Raw genomic sequence first — 12430 nt, forward strand, 5'->3', positions numbered from 1 at the left:
ACAGGCCAAAGCACTGCGCAGACAACAAAACCAGGCCGTTGAGATGCTCTTTAAATCCTATACATTCTGAATCATTCTTAACTGGTTAGGCTATAGTATGGCACGTCATCAAGCCAGCGGTGGAAGCAGGGCGCATAGTTTATACCGTCAGTATCCCCAAGCTAAAAATACCGGCCCTAGTTAAAAGCTATTCGGATATATCAAAGTGGCATGAACGCACGTGCAAAAATCTGGAAATATTCAACGAATCAGACCGCATCTATGAACTTGATAATTTCGCAGAGGGCTTACTCATCGTTATTGACGAAGCCTACAAGCTCTGGCCAGCTGCTGGACGTGCCAAAGCGTCGGAAGATATCGAATGCTTAAGAGAGCATCGTCATCACGGTCTTGATATCTATATAGTCGCGCAAACACCCAGCTATATACACGCCGACGTACTCGGACTAGTGCAAAAGCATTTGCACATTACGCCCACATGGAAGGGGAGACGTATCTATGAATGGTCAGAATATTGCAGTACGCCACGCCTTAAAACATCAAAAGAAAATGCAGTTGAAAGCGTTTATAAATTGCCCACAAAATCGTTTGATTTATACGAATCTGCCTTATTCACACTAAACAGAGTAAAAAAATACATCTCAAATTCTGGGTATCTATCGCAGCCATCCTACTTGCGCCATTAATGGCCTATATGGCAATTGACCGCATCAAATCGCGTGTTACAGGTGAGAATGCAAAACAGGAAGAAGTAAAAGAGGAAAAATAAGCGCAAAAAATAGTAAACCATACGCCACAAAACCAATTACCAGCGTTACTGCCAGAAAAAATCGCACCTGTAACTTATACACTTGTCTCTGACCGTGTGGACTGGTCAAAAGTGTCATCATGTGTGTCCAGTAAAAAACAATGTATCTGCTACGGTCACAGCGTGGAACGGCTCGTCATACCTGATGAAACCTGTCGGCTTGCGTCTAAGCATGGATTTCTACGCGTTTCAAAATCAACAAATTTATAAAGTTGGATTTATGGAAAATATTGAGATTGTATCGGTAACTATCGTTTGTATTGTTTTTTGTATGTTTGCCTATTTTCATGTCAAGCGGTGATCATTAATTGTTACAGTGTAACAGCTAATTTGCTTTATCCTGCATTTTCAACCATTCCTTCAGAGCTTCATCGATACGGGATTGCCAGCCATCACCTGTATCCTTGAATGACTTCACCACTTCAGGTGATAAAGGAAGAGTAACCTGTTCCTTCTCTGGCTCGTAAGGTCTTAATTGTTCAAACTCACTATCTGACAGCTCGTAAGTGTCCGGGTCAGCCTCGATACCCGCTTGAATAGCGGCGTCTTCCTCGGGGGTGGGCACGATGAGCTTTCTGCCCGATTTAAGTTTTAGATACTTAATACGCATAATATTTTTCCTCTCTTTGATTAGTCTTTCTTATTCCATTTCCAAATCAAAAATGACGCGAAGGCGAGCCGCAGACAGTATAAATAATACAGCATGGTAAAGCCGACAAAGTAAGGTTTGATCTAGAAATGAAAAAAGTAATCACGCTATGACTTATAGCATTACAAGCAGCTTGGCGTTGAGATGAGGAAAATATATTTATTGTATAGATATTGGATTGCAATATACATTACTAGCAAATTCAAATTTGGAGAATTTAGTGGCTATAGCAAATACTAAAACACTACTATTTATAATCTTGCTCTACCTTGTTCTTTTACCGTTGCCTGCTACAGCCCAGGAATATATTGGCCGAGTAGTGGGTATATCGGATGGGGATACGCTAACGCTCCTGGATAATCAAAAGCAGCAAATCAAAGTGCGACTGGCTGAGATAGATACGCCAGAATCAGCACAACCTTACGGATCGCGTGCAAAACAGGCATTATCCGGGCTTGCTTATGGAAAAACTGTAATCGTAAAGGTACAAGATACAGATCGCTATGGTCGTAAAGTTGGGCGTGTGTATACGGACGGTCTCGACGTCAATGCGGAGATGGTAAGAATCGGTGCAGCGTGGGTATATCGAAAATATGCCAGCGATCAAAATCTCTATGCTTTAGAAAAACAAGCTAGAAAAAATAAAGCAGGACTGTGGAGTTTACCAGAAGCTCAGCAAGTCCCACCTTGGGAATGGCGAAAAACCAGACGATAGGGCTAAATCCTGACTACTTCTGATCAGTGCAATTAACTGCACCGCCATAAAACATATGGCTAAAAATACAAAATCTATAGCATGATTTTTTCCATAAATCTAATCCAGGGAATAGTTCTACTTAAAAGATCCCCCGGTTACCTAAAAACTTTATTTTGCTATATTTATTTCTTTTTTCCATCTGCTTTAGATTTGCTTGATTTAGAGGTGGGTATTGGTTTAACAGCTGCAGCTGAATCTGATAAGGCTTTGCCTGGCTTGAATCTGACGACTTTTTTTGCAGGAATCGTCATGGATTTACCTGTTGCTGGATTGCGACCTTCGCGGCTGGCACGCTCTGTAATTGAAAAAGTGCCAAATCCCACTAACTGAACATTATTACCACTAGCCAAGGTATTTTGAATAACATCCAATAACCCATTGAGCATGGCAGCAGTTTGGTTTTTTGTAGTATTGGAACGGGTTGCAACTGCCTCAATCAGCTCGGTCTTATTCATGGTAGATGCTCCTGTTAGTGGTTTAAGAAGTAGCTAAAAATCTAGCAGAATATAATTCTAATCATCAATCACTTTTGAGCATTTCCATCATTTATAGTCTGAAAAAGCTTATTTTTTGGCAAAAATACAACACAGTAGAGTTTTAACCGACAATGGATTGCTTTTCGAATCACTAGGGGTACAGTAACACTCAATAGGCGAGATTATGTGGTTATTTAATTCCTTCATTATTTTGCTTTTATTAATATTGACCAATGCAGCCGCTGCTTATGATCGGGTGATGCAAGGTATGGTTTCCAATAGCATCACAATCATAGGTGAAAAACATAAACGGCCAGAATCAGTTAAGTTTTTCAAATCACTAATAGTAGATTACTTGCAGCAGAATGAGTGTCTTACCGTTGCGCTTGAAATTGCTAGTAATCAGCAATCGCTCATAGACGAAATCAAGCAGGGTAGACCCGTATCAGATATTGAGATAGCACCAATGATTGATTTTCCACCTTTCAGAAAGTTGATTAACGATCTAGCCCAGATGCAGAGGCACAACGATTGCCTCAAGATAATTGCAATAGATGCTGGGTTAGAACTAAAAACGCGGCGTGATAAATGGATGGGAACCAAGTTAACTGAACATGTGGGGCAAACACCGATACTGGCTTTAGTAGGGAATTTGCATACGTTAAAGAAAGTCGAGTGGTATCATGCAATGATCAAAAAAGAACCATATGTTGCAGAAATTCTTACATCTAAAGGACACAACGTAAAAACTTATCCACAAATCTGGCTAGATCGAGAATGTGATACACGTAATCGCTATATTCACGCAGACTCGCCAGAAGCAATAAAACTGCTAAACGATAATTTATTTATTCTGATAAATGCGGATAAGACCACGACCGCAAACGGTGTCGTTGATGGGATTGTTGTGTGGGAATGCCCTAGATAGTATTCAAAATTGAGGGAGTCAGAACCATGGCAGAGGACAAACATCTAGATAGATTTGTAGGCGCTGCTGATATACGAATAGTTACTTCTCCATGTGCCACTTATATTCACAGATCACAGAAAGCTTCAGGTTATTGCCTAGCTTTTCCAGAAGGAATACCGAAAGAGATTTTGTCAGGCAAAAATGATCACCGGAAACCTTTTGCTGGCGATCATGACATCCAATATGAGTCGAGCAAACGATGATTACCATTCGTGATTTACTGTGTGGTGTAGCGGTGGGGGATGCGATAGGCTACCCCCTAGAATTTATGCCTAACCCCACTGAAGACGATTTTAACGAGTCGGTAGCGGCTAAAGTATTAGAGGCATCAGACGACACACAGATGACTTTATTTCTGGCAGAGGCCATAGCACAGCATGGCACTAAGTTTGCACCAGAGTTACCGTATTTACGTTGGTATATTACCCAGACTAACCCAAAACCTGCTGTGTCTACTGTAAATGAGTTACTCGATTTAGACTGTCTATATGAAGTGCGTGCCCCAGGTAATACGTGTATGAATTCTTGTGATTCGCTGGCAGAAGGTATGCAAGTACAGAATGATTCTAAGGGCAATGGGACAGTCATGCGTATTTCGCCATGGGCATTACTGGCAGCGCAAGATACTGAGAAAGGTTATATTTATTACCTGTCACTTGTAGTAAAAGATTCATATTGCACTCATAAACACGCTGAGGCAACAGAGTCAGCTAAGGCGCTATTTATGATTCAATACTTTGTATTGCATAAGTTACCGCTAAAAAGCACTATAGAGTTGGCTATGCAGGAGATAGACCCCGCCAGCCGAACCTTCCATTTGTTAGGTATGGCCTTGAATGGTGAAGAGTTGGAGCAGGGGGGATGGGTTGCCGAAGAAGCGTTGTATGTTGCAGTACGAGCTGTGTTGAAGGCGAAGGATTATCTTGACGCGATTTACCATGCTTCTGTTATCAAAGGCGACAGTGACACCTGTGCAGCTATAGCTGGAGCGCTAGCCGTCTGCTATGGCATGAAGCCTCACGAAGAGTTAGTAGCCAAATTAGATCTTCTACCCGCGATAGAATATGTATCGCATATCTGGCATTCTCATTACAATTAATTGCAATGGACTGGACATAGTACGAATGTACGCATAACTGACAAGCTCTGGCTTGTGGTAGATAAATGATCATGTTCCAGTTTTTTCTCGATACGCTTTTCCCCAAAATTAGCGGTTTTTAATATCGGTTGGCATCAAAATGGAGAAAAAATATTTATAGCTACATTCAAACTAGAGGTTTTCTTACTAAACCAGAAATGCCCAATAATTACCAAGGAAGTCATGAATCAGAGTATTGGGCCTTTCTGAAGGAACTCAAAATATAACAAGTGTTCTCGGGTTACACTGCTATTTTATTTTTGTCATCGCATCTGCAGCAACTTGCATGTGCCGTCTTACTGGCTCATTATCTAGTCTTGCATAAATTGCAGTTGCTTGTGGACTAGCATGATTTAGAGTTTTACCAATAACAGACAAGCTTGCGCCAGTCATTACCTGCCAGCTAGCTAAAGTTCTTCTTAGGTCATGGAAAACTAATCCTCCGTCCTGTCTTTTTGTGGCAGGAAGCCCCGCTCGCTCTAAAACGTCAATCCATGCTTTTCTATGGTCAACTATGTGTCCTTTTGTTCCATGACTAGCAAAAACATATTCGCTATTATCTCTCTGCAGATAACGTGATCTCAGTATATCCATTGCTTGTGCAATTAATGGCAAAGATTGAGGTGTGCCATTTTTCGTAAGGGGAATATTCCAGCAATAATTATCCCAGTCAATCTCTTGCCAGCGCATTTTTTCAAGATTGCTACGTCTTGCAGCAGTGAATAAAGCTAATTTGAAAAAATCACGCATAAGAGGACTAGTCCCCTCCTCAAGTGCTATTAAAAAGCGAGTTATTTCGGTAGCTGTTAAAAATCTATCCCTACTTTTTTCCTTGAAATCCTGAACTTTTGTCGCAGGATTGTCCCTGACGTATTCCATTCGAACTGCCCAAGAAAATACAGATGAAATTAATTCTTTTACTCTATTAGCAGTTGTGGTGGTACAGAAAACTGCTGCCTTAGTACTTCTTTTACTTTGCTTTTTTGGGATAGAAGTATGAATTTCACGGATTAGTTTGGGAGTGATTTCTGATAATCGTAATTTTGCTAATCCTTGCAGATGATTATTGAATTTTGCAACATCCTCGCTCCATGTTTTTTTTCTCTCTTTCGCATATTGTTCAAGCCAAAGATAAAATAAATCTGAAAAAGTCATCTCTTGTTTTTTTTGTTTTTTTTCTTGCGCGGGGTCTTCTCCTGTGGCTGCCTTTAGATTCATATCCGCTGCCATTTTTCTAGCCAATTCAGCCGTTAAAGCAGGATATCTGCCGAGCATTATTCGAACAAGCCGACCATTTCGTATTCTTTTAAAAAAATAAAAGGACTTTACGCCAGATGCTGTAACTCGAAGGATTAAGCCATCCTGCTTCTGGTCTTTATATTCGATTCGCTTTCCAGCTTGTGGGAGTGGTAATCGGTCAATAGAAGTTTTACTAAAAATAATTTCGTTCATATATTCATTTCTCCAGTTGGGTAACACCGGGGTAACAAGCTAGGTAAAAATTAAGCTACCTTAGTCGAAATGAATAGTGCCCTAAATATATGAATATAAAAGGCAAGAAACTTTTAGATATTCAGGTAAAAATGAGCCAGTTTGACTCATAACCCGAAGGTCGTAGGTTCAAATCCTGCCCCCGCAACCAATATTTTTAGCTGTTACGATCTTGTAAGTATTTAAAAATATTAGTTTTATTAGAAAACCTTGCGGTTGATAGTTCGTTTTGGCGATTCGATCAATTAACCACTTGTCACACTATCATCACAGTGGGATGGCAAGTAAGAAAAGAAATGGCTTCAATTCGTAAACTCTCAAGCGGCAATTATCAAGTACAAATCAGATTATTGGTTTGCCTCCTGTCACAAAAAAATTTTCCAAAAAATTTCCAAAAAAGAAAGACGCGATAGCGTTTATTAAACAAGTAGAGGGCGACACGGAGCTTCACCGTAAGTTATTATTCCATTTCTAAGTCAAAAATGACGCGAAGGCGAGCCGCAGACAGTATAAATAATACGGCAAGGTGAAGCCGACAAAGTCACTTTTGATTTAGAAATGGAATTAGGTAAAGCAACTGTAACCATTCCGAACATTTCAAGAATGATGTCATCCTATACCTCACCCGGTCACATTTGCGGATTTTGGAAACAGTTGAAAATTTGGGCTTAGGAGAGTTTTTACCTGCTCGCTAAAAGTAGAACGGACCTTGTTGAGGCAGTCGTCAATAGCGGCTTTGAATTGACAAAAAGATTCGTAATAGCGATTGTAAAGGCATTGTTTTTTGGTAAATTTCCACAAGCGTTCGATCAAATTCAAGTTGGGTGAATGATCGCCGTATCGGCATGTAGTCTACTAATGGTGGTTAGCAATTCCACTAGCGTGTCGCAATTGATATAGGCATTATTGGTGATGGCGATCAATTCGGAATCTTTGGCACTGTATGCACCCAATACGTTGTAACGGTTGCGTTCCGAGGATGATTTTAGAAACAGACGCTCGAAACACCACAGCATGCCCAAGAACGCGCCCATCACAAAGTGTGCGGCATCGACAAAGAAGACCCGGCGCTTGCCTTGCTTTTCCTCTTCTAGTAAGGGCTCAAGCTTGTTGTGTAAAAATTCGCTCTGCTTATCCGGGTCGGCTTTAGAGGGGATCACCGCCATTTTTCGGTATTTCATGCCGAGACGTTTATGCATGAAGTCGCGGCAGGCGCTTAAAGCCAATTGAATCCCGGTGAGTTTTTCAATCTCATAGGCCGCCTCAGCAACAGTGAGCGGTGGATGGGCTTGAAAATGTGTTTTGAGTACTTCCGAATAGGGCAGCAATGCACTTCTGGGGCAATAACGCTGGGATGAGCAAAGAGTCGTCACACCACCTTCGATGTATGCCTGCAAATAGCGTGTCATGCTATCTCCGCTGACTCGTGCGATGCGGACAATTTCTTGATGAGGCAATCGCAGCGCTTTCAAATAGACAACATGCAATTTTTTTACCGTCTCGGAAGGATGTTCCATGAATAGCTGATAAATATGAGCAATTTCTTCTTCAGTAAAGTTGGGCTGGAGCATGTCTTGGTAAGAGCTAAAATCCGATATTATACCCGCTTCATTTTCCGCATACCTGACCGTGCCGAGTATATATGGATCAATATATCGGCAAAGACCCCAGCATGGCGGGAAGGCTGGACTGGTGGTGCGGGCAGTTTAGGGAGAAACCGATTACTAAAATTGATGAATTCATAGTTGATGATAGTTTGGTCAAACTAAAAAAGAGAGGTCTTACCGTTCAACCATCAATCGCTACAAATCAACGCTATCAGCAGTTTTTATTCATTTTATTCAGCACATCCCAATTTTAAGTGGGCTAGCTTTACCAATCCTGTCCGAAAAGAATCAGTAAGCCGTTTCAAGGAAAATCCCAGTAAGGACAGATTCTTAACTGAAAACGAGCAGCAGTGTCTACTCACAGCTTGCCAAGTTTCTCATTGGGAGAGGCTCTATTTACTGGTACTGATTGCCTTAACTACTGGTGCAAGAAAAGGGGAGCTACTTCGATTGAAATGGTCAGCAATTAATTTTAGTCATCGCACAGCAAGTTTAGGTCTGACTAAAAACGGTAAACCCCGGCTTTTACCGCTTAGTGTGCCCGGCATGGGTTAAAACTCGTTATCTGAGAGGAGATAACCGGAGTTAGTAACGACAACCGTAGTGAAACGCAAGGGGGAAACCGCGAGGTCATCCTGAAAGAAGCGCGTAGCAAAAGTACGACCGTAGGAACACGAACAAGCAGTGAGGCCGAGTGCGGGCGATGAGTGTGCTAGGGAACACGAAATCCAACCGTTACCAAAAGACGCACGAGGTAGAGCTTGGCGGCAAGGGCAGAAAGTTTTAGCACCTTACCCGGGGAGATTCCCGAACGAGGTTTAGGGAGAAGTCAGCAGAAGCCGTATTAGCGAAGAAGCCTTGGAAACAAGTTGGAGCGAAGGGCTAAAGAACCAAAAGACAGGCCATTTTAAACATCTCTGTGAATTGGCGAGGAGTATTCTGGCGTAGGTGAGCGTTGCAACTGCGGCAACCACTCGCCCAGCGGCCACGTGAGGTTGGTGGATTCCAATCGGAAGCGTGACCGTGGGATGCAAGCTGAAACACAGGCGAAGGAATGAAAATTTGATGTAAAGCGGTTCCATCGGATTTTGTGGCAGCTTAAGTCACTGGGTTCAACCGCCGGATGCGGAATACGGAGTATTTGCGAAGCTAAAACTGCACGTCCAGTGGTGTGGGAGAGGTAACGGACATAATCCGTTATCCCGACCCGATCGTTTATTCACTTGCCGCAATAACATGGCACCACCATCTGAAGCAATCTCTCCACTCTCGAAATTTACTTCAACAGTACGCTTTTTAACATCTGGAAAATTAAATGATTCTTGGGTACACTTTGTCACTGGCAATTCCTCAATAATTCTTTATAATTCAATCTAAGTAACTGAATTATAAAGAATTATTGAGGAATTGCCGCTTCTCTTCGTGCAATATCGGGGTTAGATAGCTTATGAAAGAATAGTTCATGTAAATCTGGGTGTATTGCAATTATAAGGCCATATGCTTGCTACGTAATCTATAGAGAGTAGCAAGTCCAATTTAGCGACTAGCTCTTCTGGTGGTTTCATATCATAACACACCAGAATTTGGCTCTGGATCTCTGCTGAATAAGCACCTTTAGAAAGGAGCATCATAATGAGTACAAGAAAATACATCATGGGTGTTGCATTGCCGCCTTATTCTGATCTGACAATTTTACCAACCTTGGTCATCTGTCATGTATCCAATGATATTGAGGTGGGGTTTCTTCGGTAACAATATAGACCCTGTGCTCGTCATTTCTCTCGTCAAGTAGAGACTGAATTAACATCCTAGATTCAAGTGTTATCCAGTGATATTTTTTATCGTGATCTTTTTCTAAAAAGCTATCAGCAGGAATCAATACCGATCGTGGGTTCCACGATTTCCATTTGCCTGCCTTGATTGAATCAAGTCGTGCCCAACCTTCATTAGGAAATTTCCCTGGCCCTTCATTTTGACGTTTGCCCCAGAGTGCTCAGGTTATTCCATCATGCCGTAGTGCTACTGGTAGTTTGGCCTTGGATTGAGGAAAGTAGATTTTTTGATTTTGATATTGAATACTGCCGCACATGAAAGAGTTAAAGGTGACATGAGAATATGTACGAAAATGGAAAAATGGGCAGCACGAGTCGGTATAAAGCTCCCTATTATTCATCGGTTGGTTGTGCTCTGCTATTCATTCTCACAGAAAATAAACCAGTATTCTTGTAGATTATGACGAAATATTAACAGAATCTAGAAGGTATAAAGATATTTATCATCCCCATTGATACAATCGATGGATGTCATATCTACCCGTAGAACATAACTGCAATTGCAGTGGTTTCTTAAAAATGAACAAAAAATAAATACTTTAGTCTATTTTATTATGAACTTTATGACACTTGGAATAGACATAATGAAACTTTTTAAGAAAATACCAAACCCAAGAGAAATTCGGCAAAAACTTGGTCTTAATCAGTTGGAATTCTGGAATAAGGTAGGCGTAACCCAAAGTGGCGGCTCACGTTATGAAAGCGGACGAGAAATACCAAAAGCTGTCAGAGAATTAGTACGTTTAGTCCATATTGATCGGATTGATTTGACCAAAATTAAGCGAGATGATCTGATTGTGGCTGCAATGCTAAAAGCACAACATCCTGATCTGTACAAGAGCTTGAAAAAATCAGCAAAGCTTTCTGCTTAATACTAGGGATAAACGCTTGTTCAAAGCTTTTGTATTAATAATGCCGGGAAAGCAAGATGGACAAACTGCAGGCTGGGGTTGAGCTTATGTTCATAATTTTTCCACAGCCGCGGCATTTTTCCAACCATGCGAAAGTGAAGTGGTCCCCAAAAACTGTACAGGTTGTTAAGCTCTGACATAATTAAAAAAGAGTTTAATGACGATGAGTAAAAAGCGCATACAATATTCGAGCGAGTTCAAAGCAAAACTAGCGCTGGTAGCGATACGGAGTGATGAAACTGTCCCACAATTAGCAGCACGTTATGCATCCCACGCAGATCAATAGCTGGAAACGGCAACTCTTTGAGCAAGCTGCCGAGCTATTTTCTAAAAATAATACTGCCGCCAATAAGAAGAGCCATACAACAGATGACCTGCACCGGGTGATTAGTCAATTGACGGTAGAACGCGATTTTTTAGCGAGAAAGCTCAATCATTAAGTCTTGTAGAATGCAAAGAGATGATTGAGCCCCATGATAGTCTTAGTCAGGTTCGTCAATGCCAGTTGTTGAATCTGGCACTATCGACCTATTACTATCAACCGCAACCAATCAGTAATGCTGATCTAGTTCTGCTGCGCATGATGGATGAACAATACTTAAAGACGCCACAATATGGTTCACGCAGTTATGCTACTTGGTTTCATCGCCATGGGATTATGTTAGGGCGCAAAAAAGCATTCTTCCTAATGAAGATACTGGGTATGGTCAGTACAGCCTCAAAACCCAAGACCAGTATCTCGAACAAACAGTATAAAGTTTATCCTTATCTGCTTAGAGAGCTTGTCATTAATAAACCCAGTCAGGTTTGGGCTGCCGACATAAGTGTGCCGCAGCAAGCGGCGTAAGAGATGAGGGTATGAATCGGCCCGGTTTTTCCGAAGACTTTTTAGTTTGAGTCAAGCTGCATCAGCTGACTCCTTTAATTGGCGATAATATGCCATTTCAAATTCAGCCGGTGGAATATTTCCAATCGGCTCCAATAATCGGCGATGGTCGAACCAATCAACCCATTCCAAAGTAACAAATTCCACTTCTTCAATATTGCGCCAGGGGCCGCGATGCCGAATGACTTCTGTCTTGTATCATCCGTTAATTGTTTCGGCCAGCGCATTGTCATAAGAATCGCCAACACTGCCAACAGAAGCGTCAATATTGGCTTCTGCTAAACGTTCTGTATAGCGAATTGACAGATATAGCAAAACCAGCTAGAAATGATTCAAAGAGTATTCTCATTGTCTCATCTAGCACAAATGGGCATACGCCAAAGCACTGCGTAAACAACAAAACCAAGCCGTTGAGATGCTCTTCAAATTCTATATATTCTGAATCATTCTTAACTGGTTACGCTATATTGACTGCCATGATCGCTGTGATGGATTAACCCACTGGTTTCCCGCCGCGCCCACAATGCCTGTTCCAATGCATCGAACACCAGCTCTGTATGTAATGAGCGGCTGACCCGCCAGCCGACAATACATCGTGCAAAAACATCTGTAATAAAAGCCACATAAACAAACCCCGTCCATGTTGCTACAAAAGTGATGTCCGCCACCCACAGCTGATTGGGGCGCGTCGCTACAAATTGCCGGTTAACCTTGTCTGTTGGCCGATCAAGCAAGCCATCTGCAATCGTCGTCCAACATTTTTTACCGCGCCTGATGCCTTGTATTCCAAGCTTCTTCATCAGCCGTTCGACGGTACAACGGGCCACCCGGATACCTTCACGTATTAATTGCCGCCATACTTTGTTGGCGCCATAAACTTTGAAATTGCTTTCCCATATACGCTG

15 protein-coding genes and 3 pseudogenes are annotated in these 12430 nt (G+C 41.8%); 10 read left to right on the forward strand and 8 right to left on the reverse strand.

The window, feature by feature from the left end; genetic code table 11:
- Positions 1–107: 107 nt before the first annotated feature.
- Positions 108–686 carry a zonular occludens toxin domain-containing protein gene (locus tag BM122_RS18450; RefSeq protein ID WP_256212202.1) on the forward strand — a complete coding sequence of 193 codons (579 nt, stop codon included), beginning with the start codon at positions 108–110 and terminating at the stop codon, positions 684–686.
- A gap of 447 nt (positions 687–1133) precedes the next feature.
- Here BM122_RS18450 and BM122_RS18455 read toward each other — a convergent pair whose 3' ends face one another.
- The gene (locus BM122_RS18455) at positions 1134–1418 is read right to left on the reverse strand and encodes a BrnA antitoxin family protein (RefSeq protein WP_074907006.1); all 285 of its coding nucleotides are present in this window, start codon (positions 1416–1418) and stop codon (positions 1134–1136) included.
- 259 nt (positions 1419–1677) lie between these two features.
- Between BM122_RS18455 and BM122_RS18460 the strand changes: the two genes are divergently transcribed.
- Positions 1678–2172 carry a thermonuclease family protein gene (locus tag BM122_RS18460; RefSeq protein WP_256212200.1) on the forward strand — a complete coding sequence of 165 codons (495 nt, stop codon included), beginning with the start codon at positions 1678–1680 and terminating at the stop codon, positions 2170–2172.
- A 164-nt stretch (positions 2173–2336) separates the two neighbouring features.
- Here BM122_RS18460 and BM122_RS18465 read toward each other — a convergent pair whose 3' ends face one another.
- The gene (locus BM122_RS18465) at positions 2337–2669 is read right to left on the reverse strand and encodes an HU family DNA-binding protein (protein ID WP_074907007.1); all 333 of its coding nucleotides are present in this window, start codon (positions 2667–2669) and stop codon (positions 2337–2339) included.
- 205 nt (positions 2670–2874) lie between these two features.
- Here BM122_RS18465 and BM122_RS22745 point away from each other — a divergent pair, with 205 nt between their 5' ends.
- Genes BM122_RS22745 through BM122_RS18480 form a run of 3 tightly spaced genes read left to right on the forward strand, consistent with a single transcriptional unit; the run spans position 2875 to position 4759 of the window.
- Positions 2875–3618, forward strand: coding sequence for a hypothetical protein (locus BM122_RS22745; protein ID WP_074907008.1), 744 nt, complete (start codon positions 2875–2877; stop codon positions 3616–3618).
- Between the two features lie 26 nt (positions 3619–3644).
- A complete protein-coding gene (locus tag BM122_RS18475) occupies positions 3645–3863 on the forward strand; it encodes a hypothetical protein (RefSeq protein ID WP_074907009.1) in 219 nt (72 codons plus the stop codon).
- Positions 3860–4759 (forward strand): ADP-ribosylglycohydrolase family protein, encoded by a 900-nt coding sequence (locus BM122_RS18480; protein WP_074907010.1) that lies wholly within the window; start codon positions 3860–3862, stop codon positions 4757–4759. The genes BM122_RS18475 and BM122_RS18480 overlap by 4 nt, the downstream gene beginning before the upstream one ends.
- Positions 4760–5047: 288 nt before the next feature.
- On the opposite strand, the gene BM122_RS18485 is transcribed toward BM122_RS18480, so the two are convergent.
- Positions 5048–6250, reverse strand: a complete 1203-nt coding sequence (locus tag BM122_RS18485) for a tyrosine-type recombinase/integrase (RefSeq protein WP_074907011.1) — start codon at positions 6248–6250, stop codon at positions 5048–5050.
- A gap of 854 nt (positions 6251–7104) precedes the next feature.
- Positions 7105–7806 carry a winged helix-turn-helix domain-containing protein gene (locus BM122_RS18490; protein WP_143083530.1) on the reverse strand — a complete coding sequence of 234 codons (702 nt, stop codon included), beginning with the start codon at positions 7804–7806 and terminating at the stop codon, positions 7105–7107.
- A 125-nt stretch (positions 7807–7931) separates the two neighbouring features.
- Between BM122_RS18490 and BM122_RS18495 the strand changes: the two genes are divergently transcribed.
- On the forward strand, positions 7932–8150 hold the full coding sequence (locus tag BM122_RS18495) for a hypothetical protein (RefSeq protein WP_074907012.1): 219 nt from the start codon (positions 7932–7934) through the stop codon (positions 8148–8150).
- A complete protein-coding gene (locus BM122_RS26315; RefSeq protein ID WP_371264950.1) occupies positions 8107–8451 on the forward strand; it encodes a site-specific integrase in 345 nt (114 codons plus the stop codon). The genes BM122_RS18495 and BM122_RS26315 overlap by 44 nt, the downstream gene beginning before the upstream one ends.
- A 557-nt stretch (positions 8452–9008) precedes the next feature.
- Here BM122_RS26315 and BM122_RS22750 read toward each other — a convergent pair.
- Positions 9009–9236 carry a hypothetical protein gene (locus BM122_RS22750; protein ID WP_143083531.1) on the reverse strand — a complete coding sequence of 76 codons (228 nt, stop codon included), beginning with the start codon at positions 9234–9236 and terminating at the stop codon, positions 9009–9011.
- A gap of 992 nt (positions 9237–10228) precedes the next feature.
- On the opposite strand from BM122_RS22750, the gene BM122_RS18515 reads away from it, so the two are divergent.
- Positions 10229–10600 (forward strand): helix-turn-helix domain-containing protein, encoded by a 372-nt coding sequence (locus BM122_RS18515; protein ID WP_256212201.1) that lies wholly within the window; start codon positions 10229–10231, stop codon positions 10598–10600.
- A 20-nt stretch (positions 10601–10620) separates the two neighbouring features.
- Here BM122_RS18515 and BM122_RS22755 read toward each other — a convergent pair.
- Positions 10621–10736, reverse strand: a pseudogene (locus BM122_RS22755) (IS5/IS1182 family transposase); the annotation flags it as partial.
- Positions 10737–10902: 166 nt separating this feature from the next.
- Here BM122_RS22755 and BM122_RS23585 point away from each other — a divergent pair.
- Positions 10903–11079 (forward strand): hypothetical protein, encoded by a 177-nt coding sequence (locus tag BM122_RS23585; RefSeq protein ID WP_177198209.1) that lies wholly within the window; start codon positions 10903–10905, stop codon positions 11077–11079.
- Between the two features lie 20 nt (positions 11080–11099).
- Positions 11100–11486, forward strand: a complete 387-nt coding sequence (locus BM122_RS18525) for a hypothetical protein (protein ID WP_074907015.1) — start codon at positions 11100–11102, stop codon at positions 11484–11486.
- Between the two features lie 51 nt (positions 11487–11537).
- Here the strand turns inward: BM122_RS18525 and BM122_RS18530 are convergent.
- Together BM122_RS18530 and BM122_RS18535 are read right to left on the reverse strand one after the other, a co-directional pair.
- Positions 11538–11828, reverse strand: a pseudogene (locus BM122_RS18530) (integrase core domain-containing protein); the annotation flags it as partial.
- Positions 11829–11989: 161 nt separating this feature from the next.
- A pseudogene (locus tag BM122_RS18535) lies at positions 11990–12430 on the reverse strand (IS3 family transposase); the annotation flags it as partial.

Source organism: Nitrosomonas communis (genome assembly GCF_900114745.1).
Taxonomy (GTDB): Bacteria; Pseudomonadota; Gammaproteobacteria; order Burkholderiales; family Nitrosomonadaceae; genus Nitrosomonas; species Nitrosomonas communis_A.